Here is a 24944-nt window from a genome sequence, read left to right on the forward strand (position 1 = left end):
TTTCTCTTTTTCTCTGATAACGCTATTAAATATAAAACTATAAATGAATGCAAGATTTGTGTAAAAGAATTACTCTTGCGATGCTTTAATATTGTAGTGTGATTTTTTTTTAAATAGAAAAGTAGACAACTTGAGTATGAAAAAGAATGTAATATTAGCCTTATTATTTTTCATGTCCCTTACTGTTTTGGGACAGAAGAAACAGCAAAAGATGAATGAGCTTTGGGGGGAAGATAAGGAGAAGGAAGAAGAAACAGTGACACATAAAGAACACCAGTGGTACAAAGAAGCAAAATTTGCAATGTTTATTCATTGGGGGTTGTATGCACAACTAGGGGGAGAGTATGAAGGCAAGCACTATTGGGGTATTAATGAGTGGATCATGAGAAGAGCGAAAATCGAAACAAAAGATTATCGCAAATTGGCTGATACATTTAACCCCGTAAATTTTGATGCAGATGAGATTGCACAATTAGCAGTAGATGCAGGTATGAAGTATGTTGTAATCACTGCAAAACACCACGAAGGTTTTGCTTTATTTGATTCAAAAGCAAGTGATTTTAATATCTCTAATACACCTTATAAGAAGGACCTTATCAAACAATTGGCAAAAGCGTGTAAGAAGAAAGGACTCCGATTTGGTTTCTACTATTCTCAAATGCTGGACTGGAGTGAAAAAAATGGATTTGGTAATGATTGGGAATTCAGTCCAGATGAGGCAGATGTTCAAAAATACATGAACGAAAAGGCTCTTCCACAAGTAAAAGAGTTGGTAACTAACTATGGTGATATCGGGTGTATTTTCTTCGATACGCCAGGTCCAATCAAACATGAGCAGGTTTTAGAGTTAAAAGCATTAGTAGAGAAATACCAACCTAACTGTTTAATCAATAGTAGAATTGGTCAAGGCTTAGGTGACTTTAAAACGTTAGGTGATAATGAAATACCTGAAGAGCCAGTAGACGGACTTTGGGAATCATGTGATACACACAACAATACTTGGGCTTACAGCAAATTAGATTTCAACTGGAAAACTCCAAAAGAAGTGGCTCACCGTTTAATTGATGTAATTTCTAAAGGAGGTAACTACTTATTCAATATTGGTCCAAAAGGTGATGGTTCAGTTCCTGAGGTATCAGCAATGATATTAAGAGAAACAGGTACATGGATTTCAAAATACAAAGAGGCAATTTATGGTACAGAATCAATGTACTTGGGTGGTCAAACGCAATTTGCAGCGACTCAAAAAGAGAACAAAATGTATTTATTCATCAAGGATTGGCCAAAAGACAACAAAATCTACGTTCCAAAATTCAATTCAAAGGTGGTAAAAGCGTACTTTATGGATGATAATGCTGAAGTATTGGTGAAAAACTTAGAAGGGTCTACAATGATGAATTTACCATTAAGAATGCCTGACCCTGTAGCTTCGGTAGTTGTAGTGGAGTTTGAAGGTAAGCCAAATATCAATTCTGATAAAGTATTCAATACAGGTTTAACTACAAAATTATTGCCTCATGAAGCGGTCTTAACAGGCTGTACTAAAACAAAAATTAACTGGATGGAAATTTTCGGTGATTGGCACGCTGTTCCGATTATTGAGAAGTGGGAAGGTAAAGGAAGTAAGGCTACTTGGGAAGTGAATGTGCCAAAAGAAGGAATGTACATCGTTAAAATCAAGTATACTTGTAATGAGGATGCGGATATGCAGGAAGGTATTTTAAATATTAATGACAAGGAACACTTCTTTGTACCAACATTTAGTGGTGACAAAATGAAGATTGAAAATAAATTTGAAAAGAGAACAATCAGAGTGTTTAAAGAGAGAAAATTGGGGGTTGTAAACTTTGACAAAATAGGTAAACAAACAATCTCGGTTACTTTGAATACAGATGATGCTTCTGGTTGGATAAACTTGGCCTCGATTACTTTCGAACCGATTATTCCAGTAGATGCTCAAATCAAGTCAAACTAATTTCTATTTTCCACATATCATAATACAATTATGGTGTGTGGAAATTGTTTTTTTATGATGATGTGACTGCTTCTAAAGCATTATTTATTCAGTTGATTTATGGATCGTTGTCATAAAGATGTGTTAAACAGAAATACAACTATAAGACGCAAGCGAAATGATTTTTTTGCTTGAAGTAATGATGGAAATCTGGATAGGTTTCCCCCCAAAAAAAGCCCACAACTTTAATTGTGGGCCTACAAGCTAAATTCTGTTTTTTACTGACCTTAAAGCACATTACTACGTATCTGAAGATTCACTTTCTCTGTATTGACAATATCATCATTCGTACGAGTACCGTAATCAAGTAATTTTGACGATAGTTCAGAAATGATGCTTTTATATTGTTTCTCATCGAACAGGTTAACAGTTTCAGCAGGGTCTTTTTCCAAATCAAAGAACCAAGGTTTTTTCTGCTGTGCATCAAAAATCAATTTATATTGATCGGTGACAGCTGCCACCCACCCATCAATTCGCACAAAAGTAATATTTTCAAAAGTAGAGGCATTTTCACCTTTAAGTAGACTACTGAAATCTTTTCCTTCTGTACTAGCAGGATTGAAGTTTTTATGCTTCACATTCATAAGTGATAAGAAGGTATCCATCCAATCTGCAGTATTAAGGGCATGATTGATAACTGTATTTTCTTTGATTGCCTTGGGATAGCGAATTAAGAATGGAATTTTTGCAGAGCTTTCATAAGGTGTCCCTTTATTTTCATGCCCGAGTTCTCCTAGCATATCTCCGTGATCTGATGTGAAAACAATAATGGTGTTATCCAATAAAGCAGTTTCTTCTAGTTTCTGGAATATTTTCCCAATGTTATCATCAATACATTTGACCATACCATGATATTGAGCGATATGTTTGATGAGTTTTGTAGAATCATATCCTATTTTGAAACGTTGCTTTTTAGTCACCCATCCAGGGTATTCTTCATTTCGTAAGGCGGAAGTAGAATAGGTCTCTGGCAGTTTGATATCTTTTGTCGAGTACATCTTATTGTAAGGAGCTCTTACAAGATTTGGGGTATGTGGATCTGGTAAACTGAGTACACACATAAAGGGTCCCTTTTGATGACTTTCAATAAATTCTAAAGTTCTATTCGTTAACCAATCTGTTGTGTAAGTTTCTTCATCGGCAGTTTTGATGGCAACAGCAGCTTTTTCAGTTGGAATGAAGGGTTGATCTCCATCAAAATCGAGTTTTTTCCAATGTCCTCTGTTAAACATGTACTTGTATTCAGAAAAGCCGTGGTAGACAGGGTCCGGTTGCCATCCCGGTTTCGCATCGTCTTTAGCAAGGTGCCATTTACCAATATATCCAGTGACATAACCTTCATTATTGAGTACTTTTGCAATAGTATTTGCCTTTTTATTAATACCTTTCCCGTTTTTTGTTACACCTGTAGTTTGAGGATAATTCCCTGTAAACATTGAAGCTCTTGAAGGAGCACATGAAGGTGTAGCACAGTACATACCGTTTAGAATAGCCCCTTCATGACCAATTCTATTGATATGCGGAGTATCAAAGCCAGGAATTTCGCCCCAAGGATTGGCCATCTCTTTCAACCCTTTTTTTATCAGCTGCTCTTTATAGGCACCGATCGTTCTAAAATTATGTTCATCAGTGATGATCAGAATGAGGTTTGGTTTTTCTTGTGCTATTCCCCAGCTTTTAGTACAGAATATAAATACCAATGAGAGGATGGTCTTAAAATTTAGTTTCATATAAGTAATCTTTCATTAAAAATTTCATTTCAATTTAAAATACCCCTCAAAATAAACTGTACCTCTCCGTTTATATAGCGTATACCGATATCAATACTATAAATTATACTACACTATAATCGTTAGAAAGGAAGGAGAAGTATTAATCATTTAGAATTTCTACTTATTTATTGCAACTTCAATTGTATTCGTAATGACAATAAAAATATCGAGACGCACACATTAGAAACTAATTATTACAATTTTAGTGACTACAAACCAAATGAAAAGATTAATGAATTACTTATACAGAAGACTACTTTTAAGCTCTCTTTTGATGTGCTTAATTTTCCCATCTAATGCAGGCAGTATAACAAGTATTGAGACAGGTTATACCATTACGCTGATAAGAACTGCTGTCATCAAAAGCAAAACTCATATTGTTGCTAATTCTTATGAAGGCACGGTCATGTTATACACTTATGATGGAAGGCAGAAATGGAAGAATAAACTTTCAGGTTTTGCAAATCATGATGTGTGGTGTGGAGATTTGAACAATGATGGGAATGACGAAATTTTGGCAGCAAATGCAGATGGTTATCTGTACTGTCTGGATGAAAAAGGAAAGTTGAAATGGAAGTTTCGATCTGGGGAAACACCATTAATTAGTGTGACCGTTATTGAGGGTGCTAGTGGCCGTTATATTGCAACTGGCGGAATGGATAAAAATGTGTATTATCTCAGTACAAAAGGGGAAAAGTTGAAGACTATTTCTGCTTATGATTATTCGATTCAGAAAGGGTGGGGGAATAATGGAAAAAGGTATCCTCAGGAGAAAGTACATACCACGAATTTCTTAAGAAAAGCACAATTTGGAAACGAAGAAATACTGATTCATGCTGGTGCGATTAATCAGAATTCCACATCAGGAGCCCTTTATTTCTTTAAAGCAAATGAAGTAAAACCATTTAAATCGATCATCTTAAAATCAAAAAGTCCTATTGGGGATTTAAAAGTAGAAGATGTTGATGGTGATGGTTATGATGAAATTTACATGGGTTCTTCAGGCATGATTAAGAATTCATTTGTACAAAAGGTTGATTTAAAAGACTTTTCAAAAAGCATTTTCCATTTCAAAAACAATAAACTTACTCGTAAATCTAGAAATGGATACAGGGTCCCTCAAACCGTGAGTATTGGAGAAGGTAAAGAAAAAAAGATGTTGAGTCTCTTTGGTGAAAGTCTATTAATTTACGGAACTGACTTTACAGGTGAGGAGGTTGAAATGGTCGTTGGTCATTACTCGTTTAATGATTTTTGGAAAGATGTTAGGTCCAATCAATTGCTTTTAGCAAGTGCACAAAGTGGAGGAAGTTGTATTCATATTATTCAACTAGATCACAAGTCTTGGAAAAAAGATTTTGCCAATTTAGTACCTGAAGGAAAGATCCGTAAGATATTAGACAATACCGCAGAGTTTAGAGAAGCAATTCAAACTTTTGAATCTTCAAAATGGGATGGAAAAGGGGAAGATGTATATTTTCTAACTGAAAAAGTAAACGATGGAAATGAGGAGGTAATCCAAAGAATAAAGCAAACTGAGGCTTCGCCCTATTTCTTCAATAGCAAACACTTACCTCATGTTGAAAATTGGGATCGTTCTGGTTTTGGAAATGATTTTTATGAAAAGCGTAGAGATCGAAGGAAAAAGTATACTAAAACACAAGAACAGATACTCAATGATATTCTACCATTATATAAGGGAGCGAAAGGAATAGCGTATTGGGGAGGTCATGGCAACGACCCTATGATGATCAGTTTAGAAACAGAAAAAAAGATTATTGATGCAGGCGGGAAGCAAAAGAAAACGGTAATGATTTTCCCTGAACTTGAACATTATACCTCCGATTTTGAATATACACTTCAACATTTTTTATATCCATTGGCGGAATATTCACAAGGTAAAAATGCTAATATTTATGTGAGAACAAAACATACTTTTTGGCAGGGGATTGTTTATTTAAAAATGTGGGACAAGTTATTGTCTGGTGAATATGCCGATGTTTTTGTACCATCAATGGAAGAAACGACAGATAAAATGATGGACTTGAGTGTAGCAGGTAAATTGGGGATTTGGGCTAGCGGTGCTACTGATAGCTGGGGAATCAGAGGAGCTAGAGACAATGCAAGTTACTTCAGATTAAGACAATATTCTCATCAGATGCTTCCTAATCACTTCTTGAGAAACTTAGTGTATGCGATGGCTAGTGGAGCACAGTATGTCAATAATTATGCTGTAGATCAACAATATATCAGTTTGCTTTATGAAATGATCGAAAAAGGGGTTTTATATGTTCCTAAAAAATCACAACTGGTAAGTATCAATCCTGTCCATCTAAGTATGAAAGAGCCGGATAAAGATTATTTAGATGAAGGTAACAATTTAAAGTGGACTACATTTTATGATGAGGAGCATGAAAAAGCAAATCCCAAAGTATTTTCTCGAATGAATGGAACGTGGCCCGCAGCTCCTGTAAAATCATATGACTTTTCCACTTATGCGTCTGGAAATAAAGAAAGAAGATTAGATTTTATGCCCAAATACCACAATGGTGTTGTGTTAATCACTCCAGTACAAGAAGGTGTTTTCGCAGATAAAGCAGCACCAAGAGGAAAGTTAGAAGATCACTTACACCCCATGTACAAAGGACAGTTGAAAGAATATATCACCGATGGTAAAAACTATCTTTCTTCAGATGGATCATCAGTATACCCCGCCAATAGCGACTATTATAAAGAAATTGAAAAATCAATTCAAGAAGGGGCGAAATCATTACCAATTAGAATAGAAAGTGGCGATGTAGCTTGGGTGGCTGTTCAAACCTCTCCGGGGCATATTCGTCTAACTCTCATTGACAATGGGTACCTTAATCCTGATGATAGAGTCGCAAAAGTGATTTTACAGAGAGAAGTTAAAGAGATAAAGGACATTGTGAGTAATCAAACTTTGAAAGCACAGGGTGATATATTGGAAGTAATTATTCCATGTGGGCTTTTCAGGTTTATTAACATCTCTTTGGAAAAGGAATTATAGGCAATGACAACTAATTACTAAGGTATAAGTAATAGTACTGACGGTCGAAGTACTTAGATGTTTTTTTGGATGTTTGTATACTTTTTCAGGAAGGCTTGGAACTAAAGCTCTATAAAATATTTCATACTAAGCATACATTTATAACTATAACCTTAAAGACTATTATATAAAAAATCAAAAAAATATTCACCTTAAAAATGGGTTATTTTCAATACTTTTTACTTTGAAAATGTTATATATTAGTCCTGTAAAACATATTTAAAGCTTCGTTTATTGAGCTATTTGTAAAGATTTGTGATGAAATCATAAAGTTAGGTGAAGAGATCTACTTTTCACTTTATGAGTTACATATGTGTTACCTTTTGAGCGTTTTATATGATGTTGGAATTGGAGAGAAGTATTTGTAAATATTCAATTACCATTAAAATAGAGTATAGAAAACAGTATTAAAATTCCCTAAGCGTTGAAAATACACTATAAGTTAAATTATGATTTTTTTTATTAAAACGCTTAGCAATGAAAAATGAGTTTATTAGCATTGCAGTGAAAACCAATTAGACAACACATGATTCGTCTATTTTTTTATCTAACCTATTTAATAATTAAAGTATGAAAAACTTAGCCAATTTATTTAGTTTATTGTTTATCGTGACAATGACATTTTCTTGTTCTTCAAAAGATGAAGAAAACCCCAACATTGATCAAGTTTTTGTGAGAACTTCCGAAGCGACGGATGGAAAAACTTCTGAAGTACTGATTCAAAAAACAGTATCAGGAATTGGAACCATTGAAAAACGTTGGAAAGAAGTAACTGTTAATGATGAGGGAGACACGTTAAGTATAGGTCATTATCACTTATTGGGTGACTTTGATAGTGTTTCTATTTTCCAAGCAGGAGTGACAGACTACCATGTTACAACGCACACTTTAAGAGAAAGTATTGTAACACTACCAGATCTTACACCAGAAGAAAAAGAAACTAAAGGTGATGGTAGAGTTGAAACGCTAAACTGGTTATGGGAAGATATTAATTCATTTAGCCTTCCTGACCTTTATTAATCATTCAGAAAGTGAAAGGATAGCCCACAAATGTCAATTGTGGGCTTTTTTTGATTAATAGACTATCTTCAAATATTACAGTTTTCTCATAAAAATAGCCTTATAAGCCTAAACTTTATCCTTGTAAATTCATACTCATATGTTACTATTTATATAATTGAAATACAGTGTTTTAAATAAATTAAAAACAATATGTAATATTTAAGATGGTCAATAAATACCGTTTGTTGTTAAAATTATACTATATAAATCAAGGAAGGATTTTAGATGGCGATTCATCTTCATTTGATTTATCTGAATAATAATTTTTAATTCAATATTGAAATGAAATATCCTTTATTATGTCTATTGATTGTGGTACTCTTCTTTGAGCTATCCAATAATTTGCAAGCAAATTACATCTTTAACTGCAAGTACAAGAAATACAATTACTAAAATGCAAGAGGTTCCAGTTTTACACAGTCATGGGAAAACTCATGAGTTTATTTAAGTGGATTCGATAAGGAGGTTATAGTTGAAGGTTGAGGGTTTTATATACTATCTACCTTTGGTTAGACAAATCAATTGGTTTATAAAGTATTGTTGTAGAGATTGAAAACCTCATTTGCAGTGTGTTAAAGGAGTTGTTTTTAAATACAATTAATCTTTATATTGCATTCAATTAAATGAACCTCTTTGTCCGCAAGTATCTTTCCGTTAGTAGAAATAAAGTAGATAGTATATACTTCTTGTGAATTGATCTGCTTTAGCAACAACAATTTTTTAATACTAATTTTTAGAATACTTATTCATAATTAAGAAAATATGAAAAATAAATTAGTACTACTTATACTGATATCCGCCTTGATATTTGAGCTTAATGTACATGGACAGGATATATCTACTCAAGAAAAACCAAAAAAACTAGAGGTTCCTTCTGAAGATTTTGTCTTCAAAACAGATCGATATAATATTACGCTAAGTAAGGATGGTAAGTTTACTTCCCTTATAAAAGCGGATGGAACAGAAATACTTAATGCAAATCGTACCAAGAATTTTTTCTTGAATATCCCTGTTAAAGGTGAAGTAGCGTTTACAAAACTTTTTAAAAAAGGTGATGACTTTGTATTTGGTACTGAAGATGAGAAGTTTTACGCTACTTTTAGTATTCAAGCAAAGCCTACTTATGTAGTGTTTACATTGAAAGATTTTTATGGTGACCTTCCAGTTGGAACGGAGTTAGAGTTTTTGATTGTGTCAACGACTGAAATTAAAGGTCTTCCTTTAGATTATGCTGGTATTGAGAAAAGTAAAGGAGCAATAATGAATTTCCATGTTGCCTTTGAACATCTATGGGAAAGATATAAAGGGAATTCATTAGGAGGTTTCATTTTGTATTATAAATCATCACCAGAAGCAGAGGATGAAAGTATTATTCGAGCTTGGGGTGAAGAGAACATGCCTCATCCTGTGGTGGAAGGAGAATGGAACTATGAAAGAGCAAAAAAATGGTTAGCAGATTGGCAGTTAATGTTTGCGGATCAATCTGTAATGTATATTGCACCACAAACACTTGATGAGTTACCATTTTATGAGCGTTATTTAGAAATAACGGGTGTGACTACAATTAATCTATTTACGGATATATGGCATGGAGGCTTCTGGCCAAAAGATACACCTAACTGGGCCGTGAATGGCATTTTTGGAAACCAAGAAAACTTACGGAAATATTCTGTGGAACAAAGAAAGAAAGGTCGTAGCATTAACCTTCACTATGTGAGCGGTGGTATTGGTGTGAAAGATCCATTGTATACAAAACCAAATTTATCCGATGAATTAGCCTCTTGGGTGGATGGTACCTTAGAAGAAGGAATTTTTGAGGAAAGTAAAGTAATTTACTTTAAGCCCAACCAATTGTGGTATAAAATGCCAAAAGACTTTACGTCCAAGAAGCAGTTAGTAGGTTTTGTAACGGAACCTTCACGCTCTTTTATGAAATTCGACTATTTGAAAATCGATAATGAACTCATTAAAGTTTCTAAGGTAGAGGAAGGAGAGAACGGAAATTGGAAGTTTTACATAAAAAATAGACAAGCCAAATCAACTGAAAAAGCAGAGCATAAAAAAGGAGCAGAAGTAAAAGGTATTGTGATGCCTTACAACATGGTTTATGTACCTGACAATAATTCTGAACTATTCAAAACTATAGCAACAAATTTTGCATCATTATTAAATGATTGTAAGGTTTCAAATGCACTATTTGATGGGGCTGAAATTCATGATTATGATGGGAAATGGGGTTTTAGAAAATTTGCCCAAATCGTATATGAGCATTTAGATCATCCTGTAGTGACACGGACTTCATATGGTAAAGAGCCGGATGCAGGCTTTATTGAGTATAGGTTAAATCAAACGAAAAAGTTTTTAACTGCACCGGTAGGAGATCATAATCATGCTAGAGCATCACTTCGTTTGGAAAGAAATAGCCGTACACATAAGAGCGAATTAAGAGAAGCATCTAATCTTCTAGCAGCCCATTTTATGCTAAGTACACAAGCGGCTTATAATGGTAGAAACTTCTCTATTTTGAAACCTGACCCGATGTTTGGAATTACCTTAGAAAAGTTAGAGGCTTATGGTAGAACGGATGAACTTTTATCTCTTCTTCCTAAATGGAAAGATGCTAGCCGTAAGTTAACACAAGCACAAAGAGATAAAATGTTAGCGACTCATGAATCATATAAACATAGGTTAGCTTCAAAGGTAGGATTTGAATTGAGGGAGACAGAATCGGAGTATTTAATTTATCCCATTCAGATGATGAGACAATCTAAAGATGCAATTAAGGAAGATTTGAAAAAAGATCCTCCCATCCAACTATTCCATATGTTGCAGGAAGATGGAATGTTTACGCCAAAAGCGAACTTATTCTTCGGAGAGACGAAATACATGAAGAATAATTATGAGACACAAGCTCCTCAATTTACTTTAGAGTTATGATGGGCGAAGGTGAGTTAGTGGAACCATCAATTCAAATTGGAAAGTCAAAAATCACGGTCAAATCAACGCTTCAGTTACAAGCAAAGGCAACGCAATACATAGAGTACAGAGGTGGAGAGAAGGCTAATATTTATGACAAAAACTGGAATTTACAAGAAGTGGCAGAAGTGAAAATAAAAGGAAATTTTGAAGCTGTAAAAGGACAAAATATAGTAACACTTTCTTCTGGTAACCACGCCAATGTAAAAGCTGAATTATTATTATTTACTGAGGGAGAACCAATCAAAGTAGCGAAAAGTGCTCCATTAGTGTGGTAATATTACTAGCAGTTGAATAATAGAGGAGTTTAATTATTCAACTGCTTGTATTTTTTATAACTTCTAAATATTATTTTACAATTACCATTTTGTTTGCTTATGATGACCCGTTCATTTCTATATTTAATTTTCATCCTACTTTTTTCATTAAAAAGCCAAGCAAATACATTAGGTTATTTTGATGTTTTTAGTAATGTCGTTGGCTTTCATCATCAAACAGTAAATTGTTTTTATCAGGATGAATATGGTTTTATATGGATGGGGACGCCTCATGGTTTAATCAAATATGATGGAAATGAATACCAAGCGTTTAATTACCTGTCAGGAGATTCAACCTCGATTATAGATAATTCTGTCAAAATCATTCATGATGATCATCAAGGCAATTTATGGTTAGGGACTGAAAAAGGTGTATCGATTTATTCTTTAGACCAGAACACTTTTTCTGTTATTAATGAACTAAATGAAAAATTAAAGGAACTAGGTCCAATTCAAACTATTTATCAATTGGACAAAAATACTATATGGATAGTCACTTCTGATGCTGTTTTACAAATCAGTAGAGCTAAAAATACGAATATAGTGACACAAGTTAAATTGGACTTTCTAAACCAAAATCAAAACTTAAAGGATGTTTATTTGACGAACAATCGGTACTACGTCCTTACCAATTCTATCTTATATGTACTTAAAAAAGTACAGAAAGAAGGAGGGTTCACAGTGATTGAAGAAGTGAAGGTAGCCGATATAGATGGATCCTCTTTTGTTGACCTTTTATTTAATATAGAAGGTACATTGTCTTATGTCGCAACAGAAAAGGGACTAGTTTCTTTTGATTTGAATTGGGAGATCATGCAATTATTGGATTATGTTACTTTTGAAACCCAAGATAACCCAAATCCAATGGTCAATAAGATTGTGAGTGACACCTTAGATAATATTTGGGTAGCTACTCAGTATAATGGTGTTATTCAATATCACTTGAAAACGAAAAAATCAACTTTTTTTAATAATTCAAATGTAAAAAAACAGGTCCCGGAAAATGGAATTAATGATATTTTGATTGATGAATTAGGTGTCATTTGGTTGGCGACTGACTATCAAGGAATTAGTATTTTAAATCCCTACAAAAAACCGTTTCATGGTATTTCTCATGATGTGTCAGACCCAAATTCTATATCTTCTAATTTTGTAAAAGGCATGTTGATTGATTCTCAAAAAAGAGTATGGGTAGGGAGTTTTAAGCATGGTGTCAGTAGAAGTAATGAGGTATTTGAGCTAGAGAATATTGATCAATTGACCTTTTCAAGAGAGTTTTCTAACAGGACAGTTTACAGTATAAAACAATACAAGCATTTTGTTTTATTAGGTACAAACAGAGGGCTTGAGGTCTATGACTTGAAACAAGAGAAATATATAGACATAGAAATGTTTCCAAGGAAACTGAGTACAATTACGGTTACAGAAATTATTGGAGGTCAACTTTTTGTTTATTCAGCAAAGGAATTATTTGTATATAATATCAAGGAAATAACATCTAATGGGAACTTAACACTGCGTTTTGAAAAGCAAGAAGAACATACCAATATACTTCGTTCACTAAAAAATCAAAGTGTCAATGTTTTTTTTAATGATGGAGAAAAGGGGATTCTTATTGGAACAGAAAAAGGGTTATTTCATGTAAGTAAAGATTTCTCAAAACTTACTTTTTATAAATCAGAGGAAGGAAGAGAAAATTCATTAGGAAGTGATAGAGTGTTTACCATTTATAGAGATACTTTTAAGCAGTTATGGATAGGGACATTTGGGGCAGGGCTTTATAAAGTTATTGAAAATGAAGTTAAAATAGATCACTTTGAAAAAGTAACTCCTTTTCCTGATAATGTAGTGTATTCTATCATGGAGGATAAGAATAATCGATTGTGGATTTCTACAGATGCAGGTATTGTGATGTACAATGCCAAAGAACAACTTCAGAAAAATTATACCGTCTCAGATGGAATATTAGCAAATAACTTCAGGAAAAATACATTTGGAAAAGACCAATATGGTACAATGCTGATGGGAGGTATAAAAGGCATTGTGATCTTTAACCCTATGGAAATTCAAGAAGTATTGGTTGCACCTCAACCTCAGATATTAAGGGTAAAAGTGAAAAACGAAATCATTGAACCTTATCAAAAATATGATGAGACACTTATACTAACGGAGCCAATTTATAAAGCATCTGAAATAGTACTTCCGTATACCATGAATCAATTGACGCTTGAGTTAGGTGCAATTAATTTTGGGAATCGAGATAATATAAAATTCGCTTACAGGTTGAATGGTATTGATAAAGGTTGGGTCATAAAAGAAGCAGATCAAGGTTATGCTAATTATACAAAACTACCTTCAGGTGAATATATTTTTGAGGTTAAAACCATCAATAGTGATGGAGTAGAAAGTCAGCAAATAAAACGATTGGTGATAAAAGTAGAAACGCCTTGGTATGTGACAAATTATGCAATTATTGCCTATGTGATCATAGTATTACTTATTATTTTTGGTATTTATAAATACCTCGCCAATATGGTTTCTTTGGAAAAGAGAGTCTTATCAGAGAAAAAAGATAAAGAGCACCTAATCGAGATCAATGAAGCTAAGTTGACTTTTTTTACAAATATCAGCCACGAAATTAGAACTCCACTAACTTTGATTTTGACACCTTTGGAGAGATTGACTTACGATGAGAAGTTACATCCGGACTTAAAAAGCTTTGTGAAAAATATCAATATAAATGGTCAACGATTATTGAACTTAACAAATTCATTAATTGATTTTAGAAAAATAGGAAAAGGTGAGCTGGAATTGAAGTGTGTGCAGCAAGATATTGTACCCTTCATTCAAAAAACCGCAGAAGCATTTTTAGGCTATGCTAAAGATAAAAAAATTGATTATTCAATTCGTATAGAAGAAAAATCAGCTGAAGGTTGGTTTGACAAGGCAGTGCTTGAACGTATTATTTTTAACCTTCTTTCCAATGCATTCAAATACACTAAAGAAAATGGTGAAATTGTTTTCCATATGTATTTAGAAAAAGACTTTCTCAAAATTGATATCAGAGATACTGGGGTTGGAATCAGTGAGGAAGATCAAGAGCAAATTTTTGATATTTTCTATAAAGGGAACCATAAACCTTCAAAGTTTGGTAGTAGTGGAATCGGCCTTTATTTAGTCAAGGAACTTATTGAATTGCATTCGGGGAAAATTGAATTAAAAAGCAAGGAAAATGATGGGTCAACATTCTCAATTACTTTACCGATGGGATTATCTGAAAAACCGGAATTTCAACTCGAGGAAGTAATTGAAACAGGTAAAATAGAGCAAAAAGCACCTGTTGATAATTCTACTAAAAAGAAAGTTCTTTTAGTAGAAGACAATGAAGAACTACTAGAAATGATCTATCAGTTGTTTCAAAAAGAGTATACAGTTTATCAAGCCAAAAATGGAGTAGAGGGTTATAAGATAGCATTAGAAAAACAACCTGATATTATAATCACTGATGTTAGTATGCCAAAGATGAATGGTTATGAATTAGCAGATAAACTTAAAAACAACTCAGAAACAAGTCATGTCCTTATCATTTTCTTGACTGCGATGGCTGATTTAGAAAGTCAGAGGATGGCATTAGAAAAAGGGGGACAGATTCATATCTCAAAACCTTTTTCCCCTAAGATACTGACCCTGCAAGTTAAAAACCTTATTTTACAAACAGAGAAGGAAACCAAGGTACTCAAGAAGAAAATTATCATGAGTCCTGAGAAGGAAAAAATACAATCAAAAGATGAGGTGTTTTTAGAACAAATCAATGCTGCATTGGAAGAAGGTTATAAGGATAATAACTATAGCATTGAACAATTGGCTGAATCTGTTAACATGTCCTATATACAGTTCTATAGAAAGTTTAAGACATTAACAGAAATAAATGCCAAGCAATACCTTAGAGAATTTAGATTGAAAAAAGCGAAGGAAATGATCGAAAAAGATCCTGACCTTTCGGTATATGATGTGATGTATAATGTTGGTTTTAATAGTCATTCATACTTTACAATCTCCTTTAAAAAAGTGTATGGAGTAACTCCTGCAACTTTAAGAAACCAACTCAGCAAAACTGAAAGTTAGTATTCATTTTAATCGAAATCCTTTTATTAATTATTTGAATGATATAAAAACGCAAAAGAAAGATCGTTATCAGATATGTTTTTTATAAAAGTGTAAATTTTTGAAAGATATAGAATTCTTTTTTGCACGAAATTGCCTTCAGTAAAAAGATCAACATGTGAAAGTGATCATAGAGAATCGATTTTTGATTTTCGAAGAAACAATAATGATGAAATGAAATTGAAAGGGACACTATTTATTAAGGGTGATATGAGAACATCATTCCTGTTTCAAGTCATAAGACTTTCTGATTTTTTTATCATAATAACAAGCAATAATTAAAAGTATACTTATGAAGTTGAAAAATTTTTTATTATCAGCTATTACTATTTTTTTAGTATGGGGTTGTGGTAATACAAAACTAGAGGGAGACCAAAAGTTTGCGAATAACAACTCAGCAAAAGCCAAATTGTTTAGAGAGAGATTAGAAAAATCTCCTTCGGTACTGGATGATAAAGACGGTAATGTGATTCCGTCAAGTGACTACAAATTATCAAGAAAGTGGGAAGGCAACATTTGTAAAACGGTTTTAACCAATACAAGTGACAAAGTAATTAACCCTAAAGAAGTTATCATTTTCGCATTAGAGCAGCATGGTATTAACCCTGATTCTCCAGTGTATGGTGAAGGTTTTCAAATGTTGCACCAAAATGGAGGTACGTTAGCGAAACACGAAAATAGAGGATCTAACACTGATAAAGACCACTATAGAATGAAGGAATTGAGAGATATTCCTACGGTTTATGGTCTATTGAACATCAATGTAGATGAGGAAGAAAACTTTATGTTAGGTTTTACTTCTTGTAAGAAATTCATTGGCCGTATAGCTTATGACCAAAATCAAATGTTGATCGCTGTTGATGCTGAAGGATTAGCATTGGCGCCAGGCGAAAGCTGGAACCTAGAAGACTTTATCTTTATTGACGGTGAAAACCAAGGTGATTTATACGATGAGATGTCGGATGAGATTGTAAAGAATCATCCTGCAATGAAGAGTGAAACAATGCCTATTGGATGGTGTTCATGGTATTGCTACAAAGAGGATATTACGGATGAAATCATGATGAAAAACCTGGATATCTTCGCAAAGAAAGTTCCTGAAATGGAGTACATCCAATTAGACGATGGTTACCAACCGTATATGGGTGATTGGTTAGATCCAAATCCCGCTTACGGTGATGTGAGAAAAACAATCGACGGTATTGCTGCAAAAGGTTTCAAACCTGCTATTTGGGTAGCTCCATTTATTGCACAAAAGGAATCAAGAGTATTCAAAGAGCATCCAGAGTGGTTCGTAAAAGGGAAAGATGGTAAACCATTGAACTCAAGCACTGTTACATTTGGTGGTTGGAGAGAAGGACCTTGGTATTGTTTAGACGGTACACACCCTGAAGTACAAGCACATTTAACACATGTGATCAAAACGATGCGTGAAGAATGGGGGGTAAACTACTTTAAATTAGATGCTAACTACTGGGGTGCTATCCAAGACGGAGCATTCTACGACAAATCAGCGACGCGTATTGAGGCCTACAGAAGAGGTATGGAAGCGATCTTAAAAGGATGTGATGACCAATCTGTAGTTTTAGGATGTAACGCTCCTATCTGGCCTTCATTAGGTTTGGTAACTGCTCAGCGTACATCTGCTGATATCAACAGAAAGTGGTCTAATTTTAGAAAATTAGCGATCCAAAACTTAAGCCGTTGCTGGCAAAACGAAAAGGTTTGGGATGCAGATCCTGATTGTATCGTACAAACAGCAGACAGCCCATTTGGTGGTAATCCAAAAGAAATTACAAAAGATGAGTGGTTCTTCCACTTAACATCTATCCATGCCGTAGGTGGTTTCTCATTAGGTAGTGATAAAGCGGAATTAATGACCGATGAGGATTTCAAAATCTTAAAGAAATTATTAAAACCTACAGGTAAAGGAGCCAAGTTTAAAAACTCTAAATTAGAAGTGGGTGTAACTGATCTTGGTGATACACAGTACTACTATGTATTCAACTGGACGGAAGAGCCAATTGATATGGATGTAGAATTGATCAAAGGAGCTAAATTAACTGATTTCTGGACAGATAAAGAAATCGGAGAGTTTGAAGGAAAGTACACTGTGAAACAACTTGCTCCACATGCTGCTAAATTATTAATGGCAACAAAGGTGGACAATCAATTAGGGAAATAGTGTGTTTCCTCAGGTGATAAAGAAACAGATTGAATAATTTGTGATATTGGATTTTTGCCCTGGTACTCGTTGTGAGTGCTAGGGCATTTTTATAAACAAACCTTCAGTTTATCGAGTCGATCTACAGTAATTACCCTAAATGTATAGGAGTTAATAGTGATTCTAACATTGTGTTTTACATTACTTATATAGAAATTCTTACCCTTTTTTAAATAATCATTTTCATCGGTTTCTTGTAATACTTCAAGAAGAAAAGACTCAATTTCTTGGCGATCAAAATCTGTTGAAAGTTTTTTATTGATTCGCCCATACACTAGTTCAGTGTAACAGATATTTTGAGTGATTTGTTGTTTTCTATTTGCCATTAATAGTATGAATCAGAGTGAGCAATCGAGTATTTCCATTGTCCCATAATTATAAATTCCTTTTTATATACCAAGAGTGACCAAATCCTTTACTTTATGGTATTGTAAAGTTGCTTTGATGCAAGCTTTTATTTCAGGAACAGGGATTTTTTGTTCTAGATCAAAAACGATGGCCCTTTTACCTTCATATTGAAAAGTACTCCCAAATACAGATTGGAAGGTCTCAACCAATCTGCTTGAACATTGAAAATAAAGTGCATATTGATGAGGTTTTTTAGCTTTCCAATCCATACGTAATGTACTTCCATGTTTTGTGATATAGCTTGGTTCTCCCCATTTTAGTGTTTCCTCCAAGGTGTCTATACTTTCTATTTCTTGGACGGTTTCTAAAACCAATGTTCTTAATTGGTACATCTGAGGCTTAACAGCATCAGGATAATTTTCGAAAATGTGAAGGACTTCAGGGTTAGAGTCGAGTTGGAATGAAAGATCAGACATGATTATTTATTCGTTCATTATTTTTATCTTAGTAGGTAAGTATTAAGACAAAATTATTTATTACTTATTCTTTGCGGTGACCTCCTTCAAAAACGCTAAATAGATCGACTATTCATACGTTTTATAATGTTGCACTCACCAAAAATCAATAAGAATTAACGATGATCTATTTTTGACTTAATACCTTACTCAAGGTATTGATAATAATAATTTTTCAAAAACAATGACCCCAAAAAGCACTAATTCTCAATGGCCTGTACTCGATTTTCAAGAAATTGAAGAAACACTAGCTACGCTACACCAATGGATTCAAATTGTTGGTAAAATCCGTTTGAAAACCATGCCTTGGCAGAACCATTCATGGCATGTGACTTTATACGTTTCTCCAAATGGTATTACAACTCAAGGGATTCCATTCAATGGGAGTTTTTTTCAGATTGATTTTGATTTTGAAAATCATAATTTGATCATAACTGCATCGCAAAAAGCACCTGAAATTATTCCATTACAATCCATGACGGTTGCAAAGTTTCATGACTTATTGTTTGAGAAACTCACAAAACTTGGAGTAGAAGTAACAATTCACGGTAGTCCAAATGAAATGGAACCAGCAATTCCTTTCAAGGAAAATACAACGAATAAAACTTACGATCCAGTGGCTGCCAATACCATTTGGAAAGCATTAATGCAAGCCAATTGTACCTTCCAAAAGTTCCGAAGTCAATATATAGGCAAGTGCAGTCCCGTTCATCTGTTTTGGGGAGCGTTTGATTTAGCCGTTACTCGTTTTTCAGGAAAAGATGCTCCCTTACATCAAGGTGGAATGCCTAATATGCCATTAGAGGTAATGCAAGAAGCTTATTCAAAAGAAGTGAGTAGTGCTGGTTTTTGGTTAGGTTCAAAAGACTTTCCAGTACCTTCATTTTATGCTTATGCCTACCCGAGTTCTCCTGAGTTTGGAAACCAAAAAGTAGCACCAAAACAAGCATTTTACAGTGAAGAAATGGGAGAGTTTTTCTTGAAGTATGGAGATGTTCAACAGTCTGATAATCCCGAACAAATGCTACTAGATTTTCTGCAATCTACTTATGAGGCAGCAGCAGAGACATCAAAATGGGATCGAGATAATTTGGAAAGAAAATAAAAAATAGAACAGATTATTTGTGCCAATTAATGATCTATTTTTTAGATAGATACGACCTAGAAAGGGAAAAGCTCTAATGACGCCATTAAATTTGCAATAAAAATCACTTTGGTGAAAGAATTGGAATAGAGCTTTTCCCTTAAGGTTTATGTAATCGTTTTATGCTAAATACTTATTTTATAAAGTATTCAGATTACCAAAAACAGTTTTTTGATCATCATCTATTGTTACGATGAAGTTATTTTTACTATCCCTTGAAATTGGCTCTTTTGTATTGATTTTGATATTAACCTTTTCGAAAGGTTTTAATGGAGGAATGATAGTTTTCCCCAATTTTATTGTTTTGTTATATCTTACTGTTTCTATTTTGATATTACTTTTATTTGAATTGACTTGACCAAAATTCTGCACTTCAATCTCAACTTCATGCTCATTTATAATTTTAGGTTTTAAAGTGGAAAGAAGAGCTTCTTGATATGCAACTTTAGGCAAACGAGAATACCCAAAGAGCAGCTTTCCATTTTTGTATTTCCCTAGTAGTTTTGCGGCAAAATGCTCATTAGTGATACCGTTTCCTTTTCCATCAAAAGTGATGATTGCATTATTTCCTTTGGCTTGAATTTTAATAGCTTTTGCTCCTCTACCATAGTTGACTTCTTCTGATGCTCCCAAACGTAAAGAGGATAAATCAAGATCAGTGTTAGGATTAAAACCTTCTTCTGCTTTTATCTCAAGGATAATTTTCTTCGTTTTTACATCGATTCTTTTTTCATTTTGAATTGTTATCAAGCGTCCTACTTTGAGCGGAATACTGATATTTTTCGAGCTATGATTATCATTGCCTAAGTCTTGTTTTTTAAGGGTGTCGATTACTGCAAAGTTAGCTTGAATAGCCCTTCCGTATTCATCTTGAAGCACCTTCATTCTCTCAAATTTATACCAATTTTCTTTCGTTTCATCATTATAAAAAGCGATACCCGGTTGATAGGCTTGTCCATCGTCCACTGTCCAATGAACGCCATCTTTAGAACGTAAGAACCAGGCAATTCTTCCTAACCAATCATTGACAATAAGATGATACTGTACGTGGTCCTTCCAAACCACGGGATCTTCAAAACGCCCTTCTACCTTGGGGTAGACACTTCTGTTACTTACTTGATACCATGTGGATACACCATTTTTACTAACCCAAATACCACCACCTCGGCAGACCATAAGCATTGAGCCATCTTCTCTTTTTGCAAAAGAAAGATTGGAGAGTCTTTCAATTACTGCTCGGTCTCTAGGATCAAAATCGATGTTATGATATTTCCATGGACCATTTACTGAATCAGCAATGTAAAACCCTTTGATTACATAAATGACAAATTTTCCTTCTTTGGTGATAAACCATTCAGGGTTGTGCCCTTTTCCCACTTCATTGACGACACTATACGGGCCAAATCGATGGTCAGCCACTGCATGTACCACATTTGAACGTTGCCATTCCTTATGCCCTTTGACTGCATTTTCGGCCCATCGGCAAACAAAAAGATGGTATTTATTATCTTCTAGGAGTCGGATATTTCCGCCCCAATAGGACCAAGTAGGATCTTCGATTCCGTTTTTTATATAGCGAGGTTTAACTCCTTGTGCTCCCCAAGTTTCAGATGTTTTTTCTTCAATTTTCGGTAATGGGGCAAAACGATCCATAAATCGTCCACCATAGACAATATTTTCCCATCCGTCTGGTAATTTTCTTTCAACATCTTGGCAGAAGGAAGTACTAGTAATTATAAAGCAGAAGAATAGTAGTACTGATAAGTTAGTAGTAGTCATACATATATGTTGTTAAGTATAGTAATATTTATCAGCCCACCTTTAGAGGTGAACTGATATTTTTAAAATTATTCTACAATAATACTCTTGACTTCCCAAGGTGTATTTTTACTTTCAGCAGCAGGTTGAAGTGCAATCTGATGCAAGTATTTTTGATGCTTTTTAAAGTCAGATAAAGGAATAATAATTTCTTGCCAGTCGGTTGTATTTGATGTATTGATGGTGAGCCATTCTTCCTGAGACCAGTCTACATTATGAGGATTATTTTTTGTATAACGTTTAGGGTTTTCATAGCTATACAAAGCCAATTTCATTTGTTGTGTTGGTGTGTGTTTCTTCAATTTTAGACGTACCTGTTTGCAAAGGTAAATTGGACTATGCAAATAAGGAGTTGAGGTGATGATCGCTCCTTTTTCAGTAGTTTTACCAAATAAGGTAGCCTCCTTTTTATTGTAATTAAAATTTGTACCCTGTTTTGCTTGCCAACCTTGTGTGGAATACGCAAAATTATAAACTCGGCCTGGTAGTGGATATTCAAGGTTGACTTCAGGAATTTTCACGGTTCCATCTTCGTTGAAGTAAAGTGGTCTTAATTGTACCCCTCTGTAGAAAGCATTTGTTTCATGATTTTCTTGAATGCTATACCATTGTCCTTCCCATTCAAAAGCACTTCCGTGACCACCGTCTAGATATTCCCCTTTATAGGAATAAGGTCCATGCAGAGTTTTTGACATTCCGTATTGATTACCCCAGAAAAGGTAATACCATTCATTTCTTTTGAAAATAGTAGGCTTGTCACCCGTAGGCTTTCGTTTTCCATTGTCTAACATGATGCTTAACTTTTGAGGCTTGTCCGCCAAAGAAATCATATCATCTCCCAATGTAGCGATGTAATATTGCCCTGCTCCAAAGATGATATAATGCTTTCCATGATCTTCAAAAACTTCAGGATCATAAGATTTCGTTTTTGTGAGCCCTTTTGGAAGAAGTGGTTTGCCCAATGCGTCTTTCCAAGGTCCTTTCATGGACGGTGCCACCATTACACCAGTGCTGTACGTTCTATTAGAGAAATACCAATAAAACTTACCGTCTTTTGTAGCTACATCTCCTGCAAAACAATTATCATGATCTCCAATATAGGTTTGAGTTGGTAGGATATTTAAATGATGTTCCCAGTCCATCAAATTTGTGGTAGACCAAAGTTCCCATCTGTCCATCACACAAGCACCATAGGTATCCCAACTTTTATCATGACCGCACATGGTATACAAAGTATCATTGACAATGATGACATGCGGATCAGCCAAACCTCTATCGGGAGCTATACTATTGATACTTACAGGTTCTTTTGTAACGGTTTTATGTTGCTGTTTGATACATGAAAAGGAGGTGAAAAAAAGGATGCAATAGATGCATTTCAATACGTACTTGTTTACCATTTTTAATATTCTATTTTTAAAGTGTCATTTCATTTCAAATAGGATATTACTAAATGTTACTACAATAAAAAGAAAGTAATTTTCACGTATTTCGTCCTACAATAAATCACCCTTTAAATAAGAAATATTTACCCTCTGTATGAGTTCATCATCTAAGAAAGGAATTGCAGTAGACTGTCAAATTTCAAAAGTAAACAAAAAGGTTGTCACATTATGATGTAACAACCTTCCTTAAGAGATATTTTATGAGATGGATTAAATCTCGTCATCAATATCTAAATCAAATTTTTCTAGCGAATTGATTTGATCTTCCCAATCCGAACCCTCTATATCTTCTAGTTCATCAAAAGAAGTTTCATCATTTTCTAATAATAAATCGTCGTCTAAATCGAATGTTAAGAAATCGTCCATAGCAATAAGCATTAAAGTGTTTTAGAATAAATTGAAATACACTCTATAGTACGCCAATGTCTTCACTATGTTTTTAGTATTAGAATCTATTTACAGAAAATAAAATTGATTCTTAAATCACTGTTAATGAATTGGTTTAGGTGCTTATTTTCTTGCGACCAAACAGAGGTCCAGTTCTTAAAGGTTTGATAGTGTGTGATACTTTTACCCTTATCATATTTGATTCATTGATAAATGAGGATTCAGCTTTAGTATAACTTCTTTCATTGATATATTGTAGGGTAACAAAAACATTTTTATACGCTTTCCTTGTCAGTCCAATGTATAATCTGTTAGAAGCTACTCTAGATTTGGGATCATTCAAAACAAAGAAGGGTTCAGCACCCAAAGTACAATATCCAAAGAAAGTAGAAAACTTGACCGAAGGATTATATCTTAACCTAAACCGCGTATCTGTACCATCAAAGAAGATTTGTTCTTCAAAACGTACACGTTGAGTAAAAGTGAAAATACTTAGCCTTGAATTGAACACAAAGTCTTGATAAGGACGGAACTCCTCTCTGGCGGCATCGCCCGCAACAAACATGACACCTCCTCTGACATAAAAATTATCATTTATGTCATATCTTAAACCACTTCTTGCTTGCCATCTTTCACCTTCAGGAAAGTAAAAACGGTAACCTACATCAGAATCAATAGAAAACTTGTATGACAGTTTATAGCGATTAAAATAATGCAGCCATAAAATATCATCTTGAGCAAATGATTTATTTGTAGTAATGACAACAATAACGAAGCCTATAATTAGGTGGCATATAGTTTTTGTCATGTTAGGTTTTTGAAATAATGATTGATATAAAACAAAATTAGTGATTAAATTTTGATATACATCTTATTCAATTGATTAACTCCGTTAATTAATCATAATCATGACAATAAGAGCGAATTTTGAAATTTACTTTTAAATGGTGAAAGAGCTAAATTAAGTTTGTGTAACCACTAAATTTAGATGATTATTTATTATTTAGGATACTGGTAACTGTGAAATTTAAATGGGGAAAGTATTTATAATGCTTTTAGGTTGAAACAACAACAAGTTATTCTTTAAAGTTTGGTAGCATTATTTGATGTGAAGGAATTTGTTATAAGTAATCTTAAATTGATATTAGTTTATATTCTAACAAATTAATTCTCATTTTGGTTTTAGCATACTTTCATTTGTCTTTCTACATTTTGGATATCGATATAAGCATCAATCCAGTCTTTCGCTTCATGCAACTTTTTAAAAGTGTTGATACTCCATCCTCTGTTGTAACCCATTGTCTCTAGGGTATTTCTTTCAAAATGTGAAGCTGAGGTCACAATGACAAATTGGATTTGCCTAGAGAAACCTAACTCACTTAAGCGAGCAATTGTGGTGTACTTATCAGTGATGTCAAAAGGAAAATCGAGCTGAGAGCCATCAACAAAAAGTAAGCTGGAGTGATTTTGCCTGAGAAAACTAGCACATTCTTTAAGAGCGATTATTAAAGAATCAATTTTAGGTGTACCTTCTAATGTTAGTCTCACTAAGTAAGCGTTTGTTGAAATATTATAATTCATAGTCCATTGGGAAATAGTATGACGTTTAATTAATTTAAAGGTAGTTCAAAACACTGTAGTTTACATAGATGTCTCAGAATAATCAAATTTTCCTCAAATAGATTCTT

General features: G+C 34.0%; 16 protein-coding genes. 8 read left to right on the forward strand and 8 right to left on the reverse strand.

Translation table 11 applies throughout. The annotated features are described in order from the left end of the window. The first annotated feature begins 136 nt into the window (after positions 1 to 136). Positions 137 to 1975 (forward strand): alpha-L-fucosidase, encoded by a 1839-nt coding sequence (locus IC221_RS04525; RefSeq protein ID WP_188167820.1) that lies wholly within the window; start codon positions 137 to 139, stop codon positions 1973 to 1975. 266 nt (positions 1976 to 2241) lie between these two features. On the opposite strand, the gene IC221_RS04530 is transcribed toward IC221_RS04525, so the two are convergent. Further along, positions 2242 to 3744, reverse strand: a complete 1503-nt coding sequence (locus IC221_RS04530) for a sulfatase-like hydrolase/transferase (protein ID WP_188167821.1) — start codon at positions 3742 to 3744, stop codon at positions 2242 to 2244. 274 nt (positions 3745 to 4018) lie between these two features. On the opposite strand from IC221_RS04530, the gene IC221_RS04535 reads away from it, so the two are divergent. The 6 genes from IC221_RS04535 to IC221_RS04560 all read left to right on the forward strand — a co-directional run bounded on the left by IC221_RS04535 (position 4019) and on the right by IC221_RS04560 (position 17560). Beyond that, complete coding sequence (locus IC221_RS04535; protein ID WP_188167822.1) at positions 4019 to 6817, forward strand: PQQ-like beta-propeller repeat protein; 2799 nt, start codon at positions 4019 to 4021, stop codon at positions 6815 to 6817. Positions 6818 to 7426: 609 nt separating this feature from the next. Further along, positions 7427 to 7876 carry a hypothetical protein gene (locus IC221_RS04540; RefSeq protein WP_188167823.1) on the forward strand — a complete coding sequence of 150 codons (450 nt, stop codon included), beginning with the start codon at positions 7427 to 7429 and terminating at the stop codon, positions 7874 to 7876. 804 nt (positions 7877 to 8680) lie between these two features. Then, positions 8681 to 10855, forward strand: coding sequence for a hypothetical protein (locus IC221_RS04545; protein ID WP_188167824.1), 2175 nt, complete (start codon positions 8681 to 8683; stop codon positions 10853 to 10855). After that, the gene (locus tag IC221_RS04550) at positions 10852 to 11172 is read left to right on the forward strand and encodes a hypothetical protein (protein ID WP_188167825.1); all 321 of its coding nucleotides are present in this window, start codon (positions 10852 to 10854) and stop codon (positions 11170 to 11172) included. The genes IC221_RS04545 and IC221_RS04550 overlap by 4 nt, the downstream gene beginning before the upstream one ends. A gap of 99 nt (positions 11173 to 11271) precedes the next feature. Beyond that, positions 11272 to 15336 carry a two-component regulator propeller domain-containing protein gene (locus IC221_RS04555; RefSeq protein ID WP_188167826.1) on the forward strand — a complete coding sequence of 1355 codons (4065 nt, stop codon included), beginning with the start codon at positions 11272 to 11274 and terminating at the stop codon, positions 15334 to 15336. Positions 15337 to 15667: 331 nt separating this feature from the next. Further along, entirely contained in the window at positions 15668 to 17560 is a 1893-nt protein-coding gene (locus IC221_RS04560) for a glycoside hydrolase family 36 protein (RefSeq protein WP_188167827.1), read from the forward strand. A gap of 89 nt (positions 17561 to 17649) precedes the next feature. Here the strand turns inward: IC221_RS04560 and IC221_RS04565 are convergent, their stop codons facing one another. Then, complete coding sequence (locus tag IC221_RS04565) at positions 17650 to 17925, reverse strand: DUF3781 domain-containing protein (RefSeq protein ID WP_188167828.1); 276 nt, start codon at positions 17923 to 17925, stop codon at positions 17650 to 17652. Between the two features lie 63 nt (positions 17926 to 17988). Beyond that, positions 17989 to 18423, reverse strand: a complete 435-nt coding sequence (locus tag IC221_RS04570; protein WP_188167829.1) for a DUF1801 domain-containing protein — start codon at positions 18421 to 18423, stop codon at positions 17989 to 17991. A 223-nt stretch (positions 18424 to 18646) separates the two neighbouring features. Between IC221_RS04570 and IC221_RS04575 the strand changes: the two genes are divergently transcribed. Continuing rightward, the gene (locus tag IC221_RS04575) at positions 18647 to 19567 is read left to right on the forward strand and encodes a DUF5996 family protein (RefSeq protein WP_188167830.1); all 921 of its coding nucleotides are present in this window, start codon (positions 18647 to 18649) and stop codon (positions 19565 to 19567) included. 177 nt (positions 19568 to 19744) lie between these two features. Here IC221_RS04575 and IC221_RS04580 read toward each other — a convergent pair whose 3' ends face one another. The 5 genes from IC221_RS04580 to IC221_RS04600 form a co-directional block, all read right to left on the reverse strand. Beyond that, on the reverse strand, positions 19745 to 21385 hold the full coding sequence (locus tag IC221_RS04580; RefSeq protein ID WP_188167831.1) for a glycoside hydrolase family protein: 1641 nt from the start codon (positions 21383 to 21385) through the stop codon (positions 19745 to 19747). Positions 21386 to 21453: 68 nt separating this feature from the next. Beyond that, on the reverse strand, positions 21454 to 22824 hold the full coding sequence (locus tag IC221_RS04585; RefSeq protein WP_188167832.1) for a family 43 glycosylhydrolase: 1371 nt from the start codon (positions 22822 to 22824) through the stop codon (positions 21454 to 21456). A gap of 255 nt (positions 22825 to 23079) precedes the next feature. After that, on the reverse strand, positions 23080 to 23235 hold the full coding sequence (locus IC221_RS04590) for a hypothetical protein (RefSeq protein WP_188167833.1): 156 nt from the start codon (positions 23233 to 23235) through the stop codon (positions 23080 to 23082). A 136-nt stretch (positions 23236 to 23371) separates the two neighbouring features. After that, entirely contained in the window at positions 23372 to 24064 is a 693-nt protein-coding gene (locus tag IC221_RS04595) for a DUF2490 domain-containing protein (RefSeq protein WP_188167834.1), read from the reverse strand. A gap of 374 nt (positions 24065 to 24438) precedes the next feature. Continuing rightward, a complete protein-coding gene (locus IC221_RS04600; protein ID WP_188167835.1) occupies positions 24439 to 24837 on the reverse strand; it encodes a hypothetical protein in 399 nt (132 codons plus the stop codon). Positions 24838 to 24944 lie beyond the last annotated feature (107 nt).

Source organism: Flammeovirga sp. EKP202 (assembly GCF_014534745.1).
GTDB lineage: Bacteria > Bacteroidota > Bacteroidia > Cytophagales > Flammeovirgaceae > Flammeovirga.